Source organism: Pseudomonas sp. Irchel s3h9 (genome assembly GCF_900187475.1).
GTDB classification, from domain to species: domain Bacteria; phylum Pseudomonadota; class Gammaproteobacteria; order Pseudomonadales; family Pseudomonadaceae; genus Aquipseudomonas; species Aquipseudomonas neuropathica.
This window is the reverse complement of sequence record NZ_FYDH01000014.1, coordinates 1-16571: the sequence shown is the minus strand read 5'-3', so window position 1 is coordinate 16571 and position 16571 is coordinate 1. Positions and strand designations below refer to the sequence as shown.

Here is a 16571-nt window from a genome sequence, read left to right as displayed (position 1 = left end):
GGTTCTTGCTGCTCTCAATCGCTCATTATTCTCGTTTGCCTGCCGACAACCTGCCCAATATCCATTTGGAAACAGGTGTCGCGATGCGCAAGGGTCCGTTGTGTCTGATGTTGGTCACGTTGTCGATCATGGCACCCGCCCATGGTGAGGAAACCACCGAAGGCGGCAGTTCCACGCCATTGTCGTTAAGCGCCGGCAGCCAGATCACCGAGTTGCAGCAGCGCCTCAAGGCCAGCGAGCAGCAACGGGAAGAACTGAGCAAACAACTGCAAAATGCCGACAATACCCGTGAAAGCGCACAGCTCGCCCGGTTGCGCCAGGAGAACCAGCGTCTCAAGCTGCAACTCAAGGAAGCCCAGGCCAGCCCGCTGCCGCGTCTGCTGACTGATCAGCAGCAATGGTTCGTCACGGGCGCCGGAGTAGCGCTATTGGCGCTGCTCTGCGGTATCTTTGCCAGTGGAGCAAGCCGAAAACGTCGGCAATGGCTAAATTGAGTGAGTCATGAGCGAGCTGTTACTGATTGATGATGACCAGGAGTTATGCGAACTCCTGAGTAGCTGGCTGAGCCAGGAAGGCTTCCATGTGCGCGCCTGCCACGATGGCCAGAGTGCGCGCAAGGCGTTGGCCGAAACGGCCCCGGCGGCGGTGGTGCTGGACGTGATGCTGCCCGACGGCAGCGGTCTGGAACTGCTCAAGCAATTGCGCAACGATCACGCTGATCTGCCGGTGCTGATGCTCTCGGCCCGTGGCGAGCCGCTGGATCGTATCCTCGGTCTGGAACTGGGCGCCGACGATTATCTGGCCAAACCCTGCGACCCACGAGAACTGACCGCTCGCCTGCGCGCCGTACTGCGCCGCAGCCACCCGGCGGCAGTCTCGACGCAGCTTGAGCTGGGCGATCTGAGTTTCAGCCCGGTGCGCGGCGTGGTCAGCATCGACGAGAAAGAACTGACCCTTACCGTTTCCGAAAGCCGCCTGCTCGAAGCCCTGCTCAAGCAACCCGGCGAGCCGCTGGACAAACAGGAACTGGCGCAGATCGCCCTCGGTCGCAAGCTGACCCTGTACGACCGCAGCCTCGACATGCACGTCAGCAACCTGCGCAAGAAGATCGGCCCGCACCCCGACGGCCGCCCACGCATCGTCGCTCTGCGCAGCCGCGGTTACTTCTACAGCCTCTGAACTGCACACATCCCCCGGCCAACGGTAACCGACGCCTCCCCCTGTAGGAGCTGCCGCAGGCTGCGATCTGATCGTTCCCACGCTCTGCGTGGGAATGCAGCCGGGGACGCTCTGCGTCCCACAGTCAAAAGATCGCAGCGTGCCGCAGCTCCTACAACGGGATATGTGTAAGGCTGGGCGCGAAGCGTCTTTACCCAAGCTTTACGCAGTGCTGACCGCCGCTGACCTTGATCTCCGTAATCTGAACTCATCCGGAACGTACCGGGAACGAGACAAGGAGATACACCATGCGCAAGACTCTTATCGCTCTGATGTTCGCTGCCGCTCTGCCAACCGTCGCCATGGCCATGCCGCAAGACGGTGGCCCGATGGGTGGCCCGCTCGACGGCCCACGCCACGGCGGTCAGATGCACGGCATGCACGGCAAAGGCCCGTACAGCCAACTCGACCTGTCCCGCGAACAACGCGAGCAGATCCGCAAGATCATGGGCGAGCAGATGCACGAGCGTAAGCAAGTGGTCGACAAGTACCTGGAAAAACTCTCGCCGGCTGACCAGAAAGCCATGAAGGACGAGATGGCCGCCAACCACAAGAAAGCCGAGTCCGATGTTCGGGCGCTGCTGAAACCGGATCAACAGAAGAAATTCGACGAGATCCAGAAAAAACAGGCCGAGCGTCGCGCCGAATGGGCCGAATTCAAGGCGTGGAAAGCGCAACAGGCGCAAAAGGCGCAATAATGTTCTGACCCCGGACCCGACGGCTAAACACCGCCGGGTCTTTTTCCACCGATCCAATGTAGGAGTGAGCCTGCTCGCGATAGCGGTGTGTCAGTCAACGAATACTTGTCTGACTCACCGCTATCGCGAGCAGGCTCACTCCTACAGGGATTTGCGTTTGTTCTGAGGATTTTCTGTGCGTTCATTGTTCTGGCGTATTCTCGCGAGCTTCTGGCTGGCCATCGCTCTGGTGGCCGGGCTGTCCATTCTGCTCGGGCACATGCTCAACCAGGACGCGTGGATCCTCAGCCGCCATCCGGGCCTCAACACCCTCGCCGGCGAATGGACGCAAACCTACGAAGCCCAGGGCGAGGAAGCTGCTCAGGACATCCTCGAACAGCGCAAACGCCAATATCACATCGATGTTCAGGTGCTGAACGAATCCGGCGACCCGGTGGTTCGCGGCACCTTCCCGCGCCGCGCAGCCGCGTTCGAAGCCCGCCAGAACAATGATGACCGGCGCCTGCCATGGCGACGTCTGACCGATGAATTCACCAGCGAAAAAACCGGTGACACCTACCTGTTCATCTACCGCATCCCGCATCCGGAACTCGACTCTTGGCACCGCGAAAGTCTGCTTTGGCCATTGAGTGCGCTGGGCATCGCGTTGGTGGTGCTGACCCTGTTCAGTCTGTTGGTGACCTTCTCCATCACCCGCCCGCTCAGCCGTTTGCGCGGCGCGGTGCATGATCTCGGGCAGACCACCTATCAGCAGAACAGCCTGGCGAAACTGGCCAATCGCCGCGACGAATTCGGCGTGCTGGCCACCGACTTCAACCGCATGGGTGCGCGTCTGCAGAGCCTGATAGGCAGCCAACGGCAGTTGTTGCGCGACGTTTCCCACGAATTGCGCTCACCGTTGGCGCGGTTGCGCATTGCCTTGGCGCTGGCGGAACGGGCCAATCCTGAAGAACGGGAAAAACTCTGGCCACGCCTGACCCGCGAGTGTGATCGGCTGGAAGCATTGATCAGTGAAATTCTGGTATTGGCGCGGGTCGATGCCGACAACGCCAGTGCTGAAGAGGTGGATCTGAATGCGTTGCTCGGCCTCTTGCAGAAGGACGCAATACTGGGATCGCCCGAGCAGATCGTGCGTCTTGATGCCGAACCGCAGCTGAATCTGAAAGGCTGGCCGACCATGATCGAGCGCGCCGTCGATAACCTGCTGCGCAACGCCCAGCGCTTCAACCCGGAAGGTCAGCCGATTGAAATGCAGGCTTCACGTCAGGGTGAAAAAATCATCGTGAGCGTGCGCGACCATGGGCCGGGGGTGCAGGCTGAACATTTGAGCCAGTTGGGCGAACCGTTTTACCGGGCGCCGGGGCAGACGGCAGCGGGACACGGTTTGGGCCTGGCGATTGCGCGGCGAGCGGCGGAACGGCATGGTGGGAGTTTGACGCTGGCAAATCATCCGCAGGGTGGGTTTATTGCCAGCCTGGAATTGCCGTTGGTGCCCGGAGCGGTGGTGCAACTTTAAGAGCCTAAAAGCTACCCTCACCCCAGCCCTCTCCCGGAGGGAGAGGGGGCCGACCGAGGTGTCTTGCGTCATACATCGACCTGAAGAACCGAGTTGATTATGGACCAGGAAGGCACGTGAATCGTCGCCGACTCTGGGTTCGAAATGCACTGGAACCTTTATCGACTCCGAACTCGAAATGCACTGGAACCGTTATCGACTCCGAACTCGAAATGCACTGGAGCCGTTATCGACTCTGGATTCAGCCGAGCACTTTCAGGTCGGCGTACCTCTACAGCATCCCCCAATCAGTCCCCTCTCCCTCTGGGAGAGGGCTAGGGTGAGGGGCTTTTGATCTTCAGGCTTTACCAGGCCAGGCACTGACGAACTCGCTCAGATCGACTTTATCTGCCACACGCGGCTCTTTCTGCGGCGTGCCGAGATACAGGAACGCAATCACCTCTTCACCTTCGGCCAGGCCCAAGCCTTTAGCCACATGCTGCGAATAAGCCAGATCACCCGTACGCCACACCGCACCAATCCCCTGCGCATACGCCGCCAGCAAAATCCCGTGCGCCGCACACCCGGCCGCCAGCAACTGCTCGGCCTTCGGATATTTAACGTGTTCCTGCAATTTGGCGATCACCACAACCACCAACGGCGCTCGCAGCGGACCGTTGCGCGCCTTGTCGATCATCGCTTCGGTGACCTCGCCTTCCTGCTGCTGTGCAGCCTCGGCCAACAACTCGCCCATCTGTTCACGCGCCGCGCCTTCGACCGTCAGGAAGCGATACGGCTGCAAATGCCCGTGATCCGGCGCGCGCAACGCGGCGCCAAACAGGGCTTCGCGCTGCTCGGCAGTGGGGGCCGGTTCGACCAGTCGTGGAACGGAAACACGGTTGAGCAACGCGTCGAGAGCCTGCATCGGCCACCTCCTGAAAAATATGTGCGGCTATTCTAGCTGTATCTGCCAACAGGATGCCGGTTTACATGCCCTGCCCCACGGGTAGAATGGCGCCCTTCCCACATCAGCCCGAGCGGACTTCATGGCGTTGCCGACCTTACGGATCATTGGTTTCATCATCGGCATCTTCCTGATCACCCTGGCCGTGGCCATGGTCGTGCCTATGGCCACCCTGGTGATTTTCGAGCGCACCGGTGATCTGCCGTCGTTCCTCTGGGCGAGCATGATCACCTTCGTCGCCGGCCTCGCGCTGGTGATTCCCGGCCGACCGGAACACATTCACCTGCGTCCGCGTGACATGTACCTGCTGACGGTCAGCAGTTGGCTGGTGGTGTGCATTTTTGCTGCGCTGCCGTTTCTGCTGACCCAGCACATCAGCTACACCGACTCGTTTTTCGAAAGCATGTCGGGCATTACCGCGACCGGCTCGACCGTGCTCAATGGCCTCGACAACATGTCCCCCGGGATCCTGATGTGGCGCTCGTTACTGCACTGGATCGGAGGGATCGGCTTTATCGGCATGGCGGTAGCGATTCTGCCGCTGCTGCGTATCGGTGGCATGCGCCTGTTCCAGACCGAGTCCTCGGACCGCTCGGAAAAGGTCATGCCCCGCTCGCACATGGTGGCGCGCCTGATTGTGGCGGCGTATGTCGGCATCACCATCCTTGGCAGCCTGGCGTTCTGGTGGGCCGGGATGAGTCCGTTCGACGCGATCAACCACGCGATGTCGGCGATCTCCACTGGCGGGTTCTCGACCTCCGATCAATCCTTGGCCAAGTGGACGCAACCGGCGGTGCACTGGGTCGCAGTCGTCATCATGATTCTCGGCAGCCTGCCGTTCACCCTGTACGTGGCGACGTTGCGCGGCAACCGCAAGGCGCTGATCAAGGATCAGCAAGTACAGGGTTTGCTCGGTATGCTGCTGGTGACCTGGCTGGTGCTCGGCACCTGGTACTGGTGGACGACCAATTTGCATTGGCTGGAGGCGCTACGCCACGTGGCGCTGAACGTGACCTCGGTGGTCACCACCACCGGTTTTGCCCTCGGTGATTACAGCCTATGGGGCAACTTCTCGCTGATGCTGTTTTTCTATCTGGGCTTTGTCGGAGGCTGTTCCGGGTCGACGGCGGGCGGGATCAAGATCTTCCGTTTCCAGGTCGCCTACATCTTGCTCAAGGCCAACCTTAATCAACTGATTCACCCGCGCGCAGTGATCAAACAGAAGTACAACGGCCACCGTCTCGACGAAGAGATCGTCCGTTCGATTCTGACCTTTTCGTTCTTCTTCGCCATTACCATCTGCGTGATTGCCCTGCTCCTGTCGCTGCTCGGCGTCGACTGGATGACCGCGTTGACCGGCGCTGCCAGCACCGTGTCCGGGGTCGGCCCAGGCCTGGGCGAGACCATTGGCCCGGCGGGCAACTTCGCCACTCTGCCGGACGCGGCCAAGTGGATCCTGTCGTTCGGCATGCTGCTCGGCCGACTGGAGATCATTACGGTGTTTGTACTGTGTATTCCGGCCTTTTGGCGTCACTGACCGCACCCGGCGCCTGCAACAACCGCGTCCGGTAATCGCCGGGCGTGGTGTCGAACCAGCGGCGGAACGCGCGAAAGAAGTTGCTCGGATCGGCAAACCCCAACAGATAAGCGATTTCCAGCAAGGTCATGCTCGGCTGCGCCAGATACTGCTCGGCCAGTTCACGGCGGGTGTCGTCGAGCAGTTGCTGAAAACTCGTGCCCTCCTCCTGCAAGCGGCGCTGCAAGGTGCGCTGCGATAGATGCAGGGTCTGCGCGACGGTATCGCGCTTCGGCTCACCTTGCGGCAGCAAACGGCACAGCACCTGTCGCGCCTTGTGGGTCACGCGGCTTTCGGAAAACCGCGCCAGATATTCCCCGGCAAACCGGTCATGCAACAGCGCCATCGCCTCGTTGGCGGTGGGCAGCGGCGCTTCCATGTCGGCGCGCTCGAAGATCAGCGCATCGTACGGCGCGTTGAACATCAGCGGTGCGTGGAAAGCTTGTTTGTAGGGTTCCAGGTCATCCGGTTCCGCGCCCTGCACCAGCACTTTGACCGGGTGCAACGTGCGTCCGGTCAACCAGCCGCACAGGCCCAGCGCACAGGCCAGCGAGGCTTCGGCGCTTTGCCGGGTCGGCGGCAGATGGTCACCGTGCACGGTCAGAATCAGCGCATAACCTTCATCAAGCAATCGGAAACTCAGGTCGGCGCTCTCGGCGATGATGCGCTGATAGCGCACCAGCCGCTGAAAGCCTTCGGCGAGGGTATTGCTCGACATCAAAGCATAGCCAGCGACATGAAAAGACGCCGGTCGCACCACCTTGCCCATGTTCAGGCCGATCGCCGGGTTGCCAGATAACTCGACCGCCCGTTGCCAGAGACGGGTCATGGAATCTTGCGGGAAGCGCGCATCCGGATCATCCAGAGCCGTGTAATCGAGCCCTAGTTGTTTGAACAGAACCCGGCAATCCAGGCCGTCCATCTCCAATGCTTTGACAATCCCCATCGCCCAGCTTGCAGAAGTCGTTCGTTCGCTCATGGCGTTTTTCTTTTACATGATGGGCCGCATGTTACGGCCCGATTTGCGAAGGATACTAAAGTGGCGCCGATTGTCACTGGCCCACGCCAATGATCACTCTAGACTCAAATAAGCTACCCGCAGCACAACTCGTCGCCAGAACAATAACCACAGAGAACGCGGTCGTGGAAAACATCAAGCATTTCAACAGCTTCGCTGAGTTCTATCCGTATTACCTCAGCGAACACAGCAACAGCACCTGCCGGCGTCTGCACTTCATCGGCACGACACTGGTGATTTTTATTCTCGCGCTGACCATCGCCAAGGGCGCCTGGCTGCTGTTATTGGCCTTGCCGCTGGCCGGTTACAGCTTCGCCTGGGTCGGGCACTTCTTCTTTGAAAAGAACCGGCCGGCGACTTTCCAGCATCCGCTGTACAGCCTGCTTGGCGACTTCGTCATGTACCGCGACATGATTCTGGGTCGCGTGGCGTTCTGAATGAGGGTCAGCCAATGAATGCCAATGCCCGCTTCACCCATATGAAGGACGGTACCCAAGAAGATTGGGCGATCATCGCCGCCGACTTCAGCGCCTACGCCAAACAGTTGCCCGCACGGATCATGACCCACCTGAAATTGCTGGAAGGCGATTTCGGCGGCTTCCCGGTGGATCGCCTGACCCACTCGCTGCAAACCGCCACCCGTGCCTTTCGTGACGGGCGCGACGAGGAATATGTGGTTTGTGCCTTGCTGCATGACATCGGCGACACCTTGGGTTCGTACAACCATCCGGACATTGCCGCTGCGATACTCAAGCCGTTCGTCAGTGCCGAAAATTTGTGGATGGTCGAGAAGCACGGGGTGTTTCAGGGGTATTACTTCTTTCATCACCTGGGCATGGATCGGCATCTTCGTGAGCAGTTCAGGGAGCATCCGCAGTTTCAGGCGACCGCCGAGTTTTGCGCCAAATACGATGCGGCGGCGTTTGATCCTGACTATGACACGCTGCCGTTGAGTTTTTTCGAGCCGATGATGGAGCGGTTGTTTGCGCAGCCGAAGAACTCGATTTACAAGGCCGCGATGGAAGAGCACAGCCCGGCCTAAGATCAAAAGATCGCAGCCTTCGGCAGCTCCTACAGAGGTACACATTCCAATGTAGGAGCTGCCGAAGGCTGCGATCTTTTGCTTTTATGCGAGTTCGGCGACTTTGGCCGCTTTCAGCTCCGCCTCCCGCGCCTGCGCATCCGCCAGCCGATACAGCTCGATCGTGCCGTCCCAATGCTCGATCAGCGCCGTGCACGACTCCACCCAATCACCGCAATTAAGGTAATCGACCTCGCCCACCTTACGAATCTCGGCATGGTGAATGTGCCCGCACACCACGCCATGCAACTCGCGCTTCACACATTCATGAGCGATGGCTTCTTCAAAGTCGCTGATGAAACTCACCGCCGTTTTCACCTTGTGCTTCAGGTACGCCGACAACGACCAATAGCCGTAGCCATAGCGCGCACGCCAATGGTTGAGCCAGCGATTGAGGGTCAGGGTGAATTCGTAAGCGGAGTCGCCGAGAAAGGCCAGCCAGCGGTGATATCGGGTGATCACATCGAACTGATCGCCGTGAATCACCAGCAGATGCCGACCATCGGCCGTGACATGCACGGCCTCGTCGACCAACTGGATATTGCCCAGAATCAGCTTCGAATAACGACGCAGGAATTCGTCGTGGTTGCCGGTGACGTAAATCACCTCGGTGCCGCGCTTGCTCATGGTCAGCAAGCGGCGGATCACGTTGGTATGCGCTTGCGGCCAGTACATGCCGCCGCGCAGCTTCCAGCCGTCAATGATGTCGCCAACCAGGTAAATCTTGTCGGCATGGTAGCCCTTGAGAAATTGCGACAAGTGCTCGGCCTGACAATCCCGCGTGCCCAGGTGCACGTCGGAGATCCACAGGGTGCGCACGCGTTGTTTACGGCTGGGTCTGGCGAGCTCGGCGCTGGTCATGGGCAACCCTCTGCGATGTTTTCGCCACTCTGCGCGCGCTCGGTTAATCGACCATGACAAACATGAGTCAGTCCTGTGACAACGCATCCGGCGTGCGCCGGTGTAGACTGGCGATCACTTCGGAGACCACCTGCCATGCGACCGATCCTCACCTTGCGTCAGTACACCCACGACTTGATCGTCCACAGCCACGACCACGCGCAATTGGTGTTCGGGTTGTCCGGTGCGCTGGATTTCGAGGTCGAGGGTTGTGGCAGTCAGGTGCGCCAGCAAAGCTTTGTGGTGGTCCCGTCCGGCGCTCATCATGCCTGCGGCAGTCCCAACGGCAGCCGCTGTCTGGTACTGGATATCCCGGACGGCCAATGGCTGACGGATTCACTGGGCGAGCATGCCGACGCCAGCCATCGTCTGCTCGATCAACCGGCGCGCTTGTCGCTGGATTCCGGGCAAAGCCAGTTGGTCAGTTGGCTGGCGAACAGTCCGGTCAGCGATCCATTGATTGCCCAGCAAGGCGCGGTGTTGCTGCTGGCCAGTCTGAATCACGCGCAACCTGCGGAACACGCCATTCGCCGCTTGCCCTATGCCGCGCTGGATGCGCACATCGAGCAGTACGCCGCTTATCCATTGCAAGTCGCCGATCTGGCGCGAGTGGCGGGGTTGTCCAGCGCGCGCCTGCATGCACGGTTCATGGCCGAATGCGGGCAGACGCCGATGGATTACATCCGCAGTAGACGCCTGCATCTGGCAGTTCAACTGCTACGCGACACAGCCCTGCCGATCGGGGAAGTTGCCAGTCGCGTCGGCTACAACTCGCAGAGTGCCTTCTCGGCCGCCGTCTTGCGTGAGTTCGGTTCGTCACCCGGCCAGCTTCGGCGCGATTCCTGCGACAAACGACGATAGTCTGCCGACAGACTTTCGACCTTCCCCGGCTCATTATGTGTCCACTGCTGATCACTCCCACGCGCAGCAAAGGAATGCAGCCCGTGACGCTCCGCGTCACTGGACGCAGAGCGTCCCTAGAGGCGTTACCACGCAGAGCGTGGGAACGATCAAGAATTGTGTTTGAGATAGAAGGATTTCGATGACTCCGCGTACCGCCCTCGGCGCTCTGCATATCGGTGCTTTGATGTTTGGCCTGACGGGTGTGTTGGGCAAACTCGCTGCTGCGTCCCCCGCTGTGATCGTCTTTGGACGCGCGGCTTTCGCCGTGCTCGCCCTGGCATTTTTTGCCCGTTTCGCCAGTCAGCACGGCTGGCAAAAACTTCAGGCCGTGGACTGGCGCCGCCTCGCCCTCAGCGGCGTGTTGCTGGCCGGGCACTGGGTGAGTTTCTTCCTGTCTGTGAAGATCGCCGGTGTCGCCATCGCAACATTGGGCTTTGCCAGTTTCCCGGCCTTCACGGTGATTCTTGAAGGGCTGATCTTCCGAGAACGCATCCGTGCCAATGAAATTGTGCTGGTGGTGTTGGTCAGCATCGGCCTGATTCTGGTGACCCCAGCCTTCGACCTGAGCAGCGGCGCGACCATCGGTTTGCTTTGGTCGGTGCTGTCGGGGCTGTTGTTCTCGCTGTTGTCACTGACTAACCGCGCCAGCTCCGGGCGGATTCCGGCGGTACAGGCGGCGTTGTGTCAAAACGTCGTGGTGGCGCTGTGTCTGCTGCCGGTTGCAGCACCGCTACTCAGCGAAGTACGAGCACTCGACTGGCTGTGGATCGCCCTGCTCGGGGTGTTCTGTACCGGCGTCGCGCACAGCCTGTTCGTCGCCAGCCTGGCGGTGATCAAGGCGCGCACGGCGGCGGTGGTGTTTGCCATGGAACCGGTCTACGGCATCACCGTCGCCTGGCTGCTGTTCAATGAAAACCCGACGCCGAAGATGTTGCTCGGCGGCGCATTGATCATTATCGCCATCGTTGTGTCAGCACGGATGTCAGGCCACGCCGACAAGAAAGCCGTCGCCGCCGAGGCCGCGTCTCACTGAGTGCCGTCGTTGTGACCGAGGTCGCGGTCAGGATCGATCTGATCGCGAACCCGCTGCTTCAACACCTTGGCCTCGGGAAAACCGCCATCAGCCTTGCGTTCCCAGATCTGCACGCCGTCGCAGGTGATGTGAAATACCCCGCCGGTGCCGGGTACCAGGGAGACTTTGCCGAGGTCATCACCAAAGGTGCTGAGCAGTTCCTGCGCCAGCCACGCCGCGCGCAGCAGCCACTGGCATTGGGTGCAATAGGTGATGACAACTTCTGCTTTTGCGACAGTCATGTTCGCTGAAACTCCTGAGACAGAGGGCGCCGCTATAATAGCCGGCTTTATTGCTTGCCCAGAGACTCACAATGCGCCGTCTGCTGTTCTGCCTGCTGCTTGGTTTGCTTCCACTGTTTGTTCACGCCAGTGACGCGCCGCGACCGAAAGTCGGCCTGGTGCTGTCCGGCGGCGCCGCGCGTGGTCTGGCGCACATCGGTGTGCTCAAAGCCCTGGAAGAGCAAGGCATCAAAATCGATGCGATCGCCGGCACCAGCATGGGCGCGGTGGTCGGCGGGCTGTACGCCTCGGGCTACAAGATCGATGAGCTGGAAAAACTCGCGCTGAACATCGACTGGCAAGCCGCATTGTCCGACGCCCCGCCGCGCGAGGACGTGCCGTTTCGACGCAAACAGGATGACCGCGACTTTCTGGTGAAACAGAAACTCAGCTTTCGCGACGACGGCAGTCTCGGCCTGCCTCTGGGTGTGATTCAGGGCCAGAACCTCGCGCTACTGCTGGAAAGCCTGCTGGCCCACACCAGCGATACCCGGGACTTCGACAAACTGCCGATCCCGTTCCGCGCTGTGGCCACCGACATTGCCAATGGCGAAAAAGTGGTGTTCCGCAAAGGCCACTTGCCTCAGGTGATCCGCGCCAGCATGTCGATCCCGGCGGTGTTCGCCCCGGTCGAGCTCGACGGCCGGCTGTTGGTGGACGGCGGTATGACCGACAATATCCCGCTGGATGTCGCGCGGGAAATGGGCGTTGACGTGGCCATCGTCGTCGACATCGGCACACCGCTGCGCAACCGCAAGCAACTGACCACCGTGGTCGATGTGCTGAACCAGTCGATCACTCTGATGACCCGCAGTAACTCCGAAGAACAACTGGCCGCGCTGAAATCCTCCGATGTACTGATCCAGCCCGCGCTGGCCGCATTCGGTGTCACCGATTTCGGTAAAGCCCAGGACATGATCGACGCCGGTTACCGCGCGACCCGCATCCTCGATGCGCGCCTCGCCGTGCTCAAACCCAAGGAATCCCAAGACGCCGAACTCGCTGCCGCCCGTTCCCCGGGGCAGCGCACGCCGATCATCACCGCGATCCGCGTCGAGAACGACTCAAAAGTCGACGACGACGTGATCCGCTACTACATTCGCCAGCACATTGGCGAGCCGCTGGACCTGGGGCGATTGCACTCGGACATGGGCACCTTGTATGGCCTCGACTACTTCGAACAAGTGCAGTACCGCGTGGTGCACAAGGGCCAGGACCACACACTGGTGATCAGTGCTCGGGGCAAGCGCAGCGGCACCGATTACCTGCGGGTCGGCCTCAATCTGTCCGACGACATGCGTGGCGATAGCGCCTTCAACCTCGGGGCCAGTTACCGCATCAACGGCATCAACCGCCTCGGCGCGGAATGGCTGACCCGCGCGCAGATTGGTGACAAACAAGAGCTGTATACCGAGTTCTATCAACCACTGGACGTCGGTTCGCGCTATTTCGTCGCACCGTACGCCTCGTTTGAAGCACAGAACGTCGAGGCGGTGCTCGATAACGATCCGATCGCACAGTACCGCGTCGAGCGCTACGGTTTCGGCCTTAACTTCGGTCGCCAGATCGGCAACAACGGCGAAGTGCGGTTCGGTGTCGGCGAGGCCTGGGGCAAGGCCGATGTGCGCATTGGTGATCAGGACCTGCCGAGTGAAAACTTCAACGAAGGCTTCTATGCGCTGAAGTATTCGTACGACTCACTGGATAACGTCTACTTCCCTCACGAAGGCAAGGACGTCAGCCTGACGCTGATGCAGTTCGAACCGGGGCTGGGTTCGGATACGCGTTATAGACAGTGGGAGTTCAAACTCGACAAAGCCATGAGCCGTGGCCCGGACACGCTGATTCTCGGAGGGCGCTACGGGCGTACGCTGAACGATGCCAACGTGGTGACGTCGAGCTTTCTGCTCGGCGGCGCGCGGCAATTGTCGGGGTTCCGTGAAGACGCCATTTCCGGGCAAAACGTCAGCCTGATGCGCGCTGTGTACTACCGCCGGTTGACGCCGCGCTCGTATCTGCCGCTGGACTTTCCGCTGTATGCCGGCGCCTCGCTGGAGCGTGGGCGGGCGTGGAACAACGACAATGAGTTCGACAGTGGCTACATCAACGCCGCCAGCGTGTTCATTGGTTTTGACACGCCGCTGGGGCCGTTGAATTTCAGTTACGGGTTGAATGATGCGAATGAGCAGGCGGTTTATCTGAACCTTGGCCAGACCTTCTGACCGGGTCAGGAATTGATGTTGTCTGACCGTCAGTCTTCGCGAGCAGGCTCGCTCCCACAATGGTTCTGCGAATACAGTTCAAATGTGGGAGCGAGCCTGCTCGCGAAAACGATATCAGCGCCACCGCAAATCAATCGGGTATTAGCGAATCCCCGCCAGCAACGTCCGCGCCGTTTGCTTCAAAGGTTCATCGCCCTCTTTGAGCAGCTCATTGAGCAACGCAATCGCACTGTCGATATCACCGTCATCAATGCAGGTCTGCGCCTGTTCGAGTTTTCCGGAGTTTTCGTCGTGTAGCGGCTCAGGTGCCTGCAAGTCCAACGGTTGCAACACCAGAGACGGCTCGGCATCGGCAAACTCATTGAGAAAATCTTCATCCAGCGGCTCGGCGTGCGGCTCAGGGATCCACTCAAGTTCAGCGTCCTCGCCGGCCGCTTCCGGCAGTTCAAAATCCTGAGGCAGTATTTTCAGGCTGGAGCCCAGCGCCGAGGTGTCTGCCGCTGGCTCAGTAGTGGCCGTGCGGCTGTCTTCCAAATCCCAACTGGAATCCATCGACAGCTCGCCCAGATTCAACTCGAAATCATCTTCAGGCGCCGGTTGGGCAGTGACCGCAGGCGCCACCGCAATGATGGGCGCCACCGCGGCCAACGGTTCGGCACCCGCCAGTTTCGGATGTCGAACACGAACATCCTGTAACGTCTGGGCATCAACACCCTGTTCACGCAACTGACTTTCCTGCTGTTCATACACGGCGCTGTCACCCTGACGCCCCAAGACTTCGAGCAACTGCAAACCGATATCGGTGCGCTCCGGCTCTTTGTGCAAAGCGTCGCGCAATAACCCAGCAGCTTCGCCCAAGCGGCCGTAGGCCAGATAGATTCCTACCGCCTCCAGCACATCGCCCGCTGCCGGTTCTTCACGGTGTTGGGTTGAGGTGTGAGCCCTGACAGACTCTGCGTTTTCGACTTCATCTACCTCAGGTTCCTCGCTCTGCGGCAACTGCGGCAGCGGTCGATCAGCCTGTTGCGACTGTTGCCGTCGACGGTGCACAAACAGCCCGGCCAAGGCCCCCAACAACAGCAACAGGCCCGCGAACAATGGCCAGTTCAAACCGTCATCTGTGGACTCAACAGGTGCCACAACCGGGGCAGGTGCCGGAGCGACTTCGGTAGGTGGCGGTGCTTTCCTGAGTTCGATCAATTGCGTTTGCAGCTCAGTAATCTGCTTCTTGCCAGCGGCAATCTGCACATCCTGCGTCTGCAGTTTGGCGTTCAGCTCATCGACGCTCTTTTGCAATTGCTGATTCAGCAACGCACTGGCAGCCAGTTGCTCGGCGAGTGCATCGTTGGCCGGCGGATTTGCAGGCGTTGGCGCGGGCACGGCATCGCGTTTGGCCTGAGGTGCCTGCGGCGCTGCGACAACAGGCTCGACGCTGGGAAACGCGGAAGATTGTGCACGCGGATCCGGTTCATCGGTGGCCGGCACGATACCCGGCGACCCCGGAGGGTCGATCAACACCGTGTACTCACGCAGCAAACGGCCATTGGGCTGATTGAGCTGCACAAGGAAATTCAGAAAGGGTTCGTTGACTGGTTTGCTTGACGTGACCCGGATCATCTGGCGATTGCCATGCAGGATCGGGATGAACTTGAGGTCGTTGAGGAAGAACACCCGCTCAACCCCGGCCTCGGCGAATTCATCCGCCGTGGCCAGGCGCACCGTCAGATCGTTTTGCGTCAGCCCGCCGACATCGACCAACGCGATATCGGCCTTGAGCGGCTGATTGAGGCCTGAATGAACGGTGATATCACCTAGCCCCACAGCCATCGACCAGGCCGAATAGCTGAATACGCCAACGGCCAGCAGCCATTTGGCGCCACCGCGCAGTACCACGTGCCGACTTGCGAGCATGAGCATCCCTTAAATAAGCAAAACCGACTTCTATGCGTTCGCACATCCGGTACGAACACGATATTGCCCAGTAGTTCTTATAGTCGGCTCAGCGCGATCTCTCAAAGATACGGCACGTGGATGTGCCTCAAGATTTTTCCAGGTTGGCCAAAATGTGCCCATGAACCCGCATGCACACTTTCAAATCCGCCTCGTCGACGCCTTCGAACAACTCGTGTCGCAGTTGTGTGGCAATGGTTTCGATTTGTTCGATCAGCGGCAGGGCCGGTGCGCAGAGGACGATTTTTTTCGCCCGGCGGTCTTCCATCACGGACTGGCGTTGCACCAGGCCCTGGCTTTCCAGACTGTCGAGCAAGCGTGCGAGGGTCGGCCCTTCGACGCCAACGCTCTGCGCCAGCTCGCGTTGGGTCGGCGCTTCTTCAAAACGCGCCAGATGCAGCAGCACCAGCCAGCGCGCCTGGGACAGACCCAGCCCGGCCAGTCGGCGGTCCAGTTCGGCACGCCAGCCACGGGACATCTGGGCCAGTTGCATGCCAAAGCGGTGTTGATCGGTTAACGGCATAAAACACTCACGGTTAGACTGAAAATAAAGAAAATCTAATTATTAGCCAGCTAAGCATGAGCTGCAGTTATAGGCAAGTGGCGGTCTGTACTGAATCGTTACATCTTGAGGCTCCCTCACCCTAACCCTCTCCCAAAGGGAGAGGGGACTGAATGGGGGGATGCTTTAGATATTCAGCGACTTGGGAATGCTTTGCTGAATCCGGAATTGGACGGCCCTCACCCTAGCCCTCTCCCAGAGGGAGAGGGGACTGAATGGGGGGATGCTTTAGATATTCAGCGACTTGGGAATGCTTTGCTGAATCCAGAATTGGACGGCCCTCACCCTAGCCCTCTCCCAGAGGGAGAGGGGACTGAATGGGGGATGGTTCAGGGTTACGCCGACCTGATCCTGCTTTACCGAATCCATAATCGACTGGTTCTTTCAGGTCGATGTCAAACCTCAGACGCCTCGGTTGATCTGGCTTAATGATTCTGGACACCCCTAAAGGGCGTTAATCTACGCCCAACGACGAGGTGTGATTTGACCAGACGATATTTTTCGACAGATTTCAAACGGGATGCGGCTTGCCTGGTTTTGGATAAAGACTATTCGGTGAGTGAAGCCTGCGAAGCAATGGGCGTGGGCCCTACAGCTCTGCGTCGCTGGGTTGAGCAACTGCGTGCGGAGC

General features: G+C 59.8%; 17 protein-coding genes. 11 read left to right on the top strand and 6 right to left on the bottom strand.

Annotated elements, in window-relative coordinates:
• Positions 1 to 83 precede the first annotated feature (83 nt).
• The 4 genes from CKW26_RS21825 (at position 84) to CKW26_RS21810 (ending at position 3432) form a co-directional block, all read left to right on the top strand.
• Positions 84 to 494: a translation initiation factor 2 gene (locus CKW26_RS21825; protein ID WP_038363742.1), complete on the top strand. Its 411-nt coding sequence runs from the start codon at positions 84 to 86 to the stop codon at positions 492 to 494.
• Between the two features lie 7 nt (positions 495 to 501).
• Positions 502 to 1179: a response regulator transcription factor gene (locus CKW26_RS21820; RefSeq protein WP_095050143.1), complete on the top strand. Its 678-nt coding sequence runs from the start codon at positions 502 to 504 to the stop codon at positions 1177 to 1179.
• Between the two features lie 287 nt (positions 1180 to 1466).
• Entirely contained in the window at positions 1467 to 1916 is a 450-nt protein-coding gene (locus CKW26_RS21815) for a Spy/CpxP family protein refolding chaperone (protein WP_007919681.1), read from the top strand.
• Positions 1917 to 2091: 175 nt separating this feature from the next.
• Positions 2092 to 3432, top strand: coding sequence for a cell wall metabolism sensor histidine kinase WalK (locus tag CKW26_RS21810; RefSeq protein WP_095050142.1), 1341 nt, complete (start codon positions 2092 to 2094; stop codon positions 3430 to 3432).
• A gap of 337 nt (positions 3433 to 3769) precedes the next feature.
• Here the strand turns inward: CKW26_RS21810 and CKW26_RS21805 are convergent, their stop codons facing one another.
• On the bottom strand, positions 3770 to 4336 hold the full coding sequence (locus tag CKW26_RS21805) for a nitroreductase family protein (protein ID WP_095050141.1): 567 nt from the start codon (positions 4334 to 4336) through the stop codon (positions 3770 to 3772).
• A 121-nt stretch (positions 4337 to 4457) separates the two neighbouring features.
• Between CKW26_RS21805 and CKW26_RS21800 the strand changes: the two genes are divergently transcribed.
• Positions 4458 to 5912 (top strand): TrkH family potassium uptake protein, encoded by a 1455-nt coding sequence (locus CKW26_RS21800; protein ID WP_095050140.1) that lies wholly within the window; start codon positions 4458 to 4460, stop codon positions 5910 to 5912.
• Here the strand turns inward: CKW26_RS21800 and CKW26_RS21795 are convergent.
• Positions 5869 to 6930 carry an AraC family transcriptional regulator gene (locus CKW26_RS21795; protein ID WP_218251785.1) on the bottom strand — a complete coding sequence of 354 codons (1062 nt, stop codon included), beginning with the start codon at positions 6928 to 6930 and terminating at the stop codon, positions 5869 to 5871. The genes CKW26_RS21800 and CKW26_RS21795 overlap by 44 nt on opposite strands.
• Before the next feature lie 164 nt (positions 6931 to 7094).
• Here CKW26_RS21795 and CKW26_RS21790 point away from each other — a divergent pair, with 164 nt between their 5' ends.
• Both CKW26_RS21790 and CKW26_RS21785 read left to right on the top strand, forming a co-directional pair.
• The gene (locus CKW26_RS21790) at positions 7095 to 7406 is read left to right on the top strand and encodes a DUF962 domain-containing protein (protein ID WP_093442638.1); all 312 of its coding nucleotides are present in this window, start codon (positions 7095 to 7097) and stop codon (positions 7404 to 7406) included.
• A 14-nt stretch (positions 7407 to 7420) separates the two neighbouring features.
• The gene (locus CKW26_RS21785) at positions 7421 to 8011 is read left to right on the top strand and encodes an HD domain-containing protein (protein WP_095050138.1); all 591 of its coding nucleotides are present in this window, start codon (positions 7421 to 7423) and stop codon (positions 8009 to 8011) included.
• A gap of 84 nt (positions 8012 to 8095) precedes the next feature.
• Here the strand turns inward: CKW26_RS21785 and CKW26_RS21780 are convergent, their stop codons facing one another.
• Positions 8096 to 8911, bottom strand: a complete 816-nt coding sequence (locus CKW26_RS21780; protein ID WP_007919701.1) for a UDP-2,3-diacylglucosamine diphosphatase — start codon at positions 8909 to 8911, stop codon at positions 8096 to 8098.
• A gap of 135 nt (positions 8912 to 9046) precedes the next feature.
• Between CKW26_RS21780 and CKW26_RS21775 the strand changes: the two genes are divergently transcribed.
• A complete protein-coding gene (locus CKW26_RS21775; protein ID WP_095050137.1) occupies positions 9047 to 9811 on the top strand; it encodes a helix-turn-helix domain-containing protein in 765 nt (254 codons plus the stop codon).
• A 181-nt stretch (positions 9812 to 9992) separates the two neighbouring features.
• A complete protein-coding gene (locus CKW26_RS21770; protein ID WP_095050136.1) occupies positions 9993 to 10886 on the top strand; it encodes a DMT family transporter in 894 nt (297 codons plus the stop codon).
• Here the strand turns inward: CKW26_RS21770 and CKW26_RS21765 are convergent.
• A complete protein-coding gene (locus CKW26_RS21765; protein WP_095050135.1) occupies positions 10880 to 11167 on the bottom strand; it encodes a SelT/SelW/SelH family protein in 288 nt (95 codons plus the stop codon). The genes CKW26_RS21770 and CKW26_RS21765 overlap by 7 nt on opposite strands.
• Before the next feature lie 71 nt (positions 11168 to 11238).
• Between CKW26_RS21765 and CKW26_RS21760 the strand changes: the two genes are divergently transcribed.
• A complete protein-coding gene (locus CKW26_RS21760; RefSeq protein ID WP_095050134.1) occupies positions 11239 to 13428 on the top strand; it encodes a patatin-like phospholipase family protein in 2190 nt (729 codons plus the stop codon).
• A gap of 141 nt (positions 13429 to 13569) precedes the next feature.
• Here the strand turns inward: CKW26_RS21760 and CKW26_RS21755 are convergent, their stop codons facing one another.
• Positions 13570 to 15339 (bottom strand): FimV/HubP family polar landmark protein, encoded by a 1770-nt coding sequence (locus CKW26_RS21755; protein WP_095050234.1) that lies wholly within the window; start codon positions 15337 to 15339, stop codon positions 13570 to 13572.
• A 127-nt stretch (positions 15340 to 15466) separates the two neighbouring features.
• The gene (locus CKW26_RS21750; protein ID WP_007919713.1) at positions 15467 to 15901 is read right to left on the bottom strand and encodes a MarR family transcriptional regulator; all 435 of its coding nucleotides are present in this window, start codon (positions 15899 to 15901) and stop codon (positions 15467 to 15469) included.
• A gap of 522 nt (positions 15902 to 16423) precedes the next feature.
• Here CKW26_RS21750 and CKW26_RS21745 point away from each other — a divergent pair.
• On the top strand, positions 16424 to 16571 hold a 148-nt coding region (locus CKW26_RS21745; protein ID WP_141231873.1), incomplete at its 3' end, for a transposase.

Coding starts and splice junctions, on each gene's coding strand:
- CKW26_RS21785 (WP_095050138.1), top strand. CDS start 7,421: ATGAATGCCAATGCCCGCTTCACCCATATGAAGGACGGTACCCAAGAA.
- CKW26_RS21805 (WP_095050141.1), bottom strand. CDS start 4,336: ATGCAGGCTCTCGACGCGTTGCTCAACCGTGTTTCCGTTCCACGACTG.
- CKW26_RS21765 (WP_095050135.1), bottom strand. CDS start 11,167: ATGACTGTCGCAAAAGCAGAAGTTGTCATCACCTATTGCACCCAATGC.
- CKW26_RS21775 (WP_095050137.1), top strand. CDS start 9,047: ATGCGACCGATCCTCACCTTGCGTCAGTACACCCACGACTTGATCGTC.
- CKW26_RS21770 (WP_095050136.1), top strand. CDS start 9,993: ATGACTCCGCGTACCGCCCTCGGCGCTCTGCATATCGGTGCTTTGATG.
- CKW26_RS21755 (WP_095050234.1), bottom strand. CDS start 15,339: ATGCTCGCAAGTCGGCACGTGGTACTGCGCGGTGGCGCCAAATGGCTG.
- CKW26_RS21825 (WP_038363742.1), top strand. CDS start 84: ATGCGCAAGGGTCCGTTGTGTCTGATGTTGGTCACGTTGTCGATCATG.
- CKW26_RS21750 (WP_007919713.1), bottom strand. CDS start 15,901: ATGCCGTTAACCGATCAACACCGCTTTGGCATGCAACTGGCCCAGATG.
- CKW26_RS21760 (WP_095050134.1), top strand. CDS start 11,239: ATGCGCCGTCTGCTGTTCTGCCTGCTGCTTGGTTTGCTTCCACTGTTT.
- CKW26_RS21795 (WP_218251785.1), bottom strand. CDS start 6,930: ATGAGCGAACGAACGACTTCTGCAAGCTGGGCGATGGGGATTGTCAAA.
- CKW26_RS21820 (WP_095050143.1), top strand. CDS start 502: ATGAGCGAGCTGTTACTGATTGATGATGACCAGGAGTTATGCGAACTC.
- CKW26_RS21800 (WP_095050140.1), top strand. CDS start 4,458: ATGGCGTTGCCGACCTTACGGATCATTGGTTTCATCATCGGCATCTTC.
- CKW26_RS21780 (WP_007919701.1), bottom strand. CDS start 8,911: ATGACCAGCGCCGAGCTCGCCAGACCCAGCCGTAAACAACGCGTGCGC.
- CKW26_RS21815 (WP_007919681.1), top strand. CDS start 1,467: ATGCGCAAGACTCTTATCGCTCTGATGTTCGCTGCCGCTCTGCCAACC.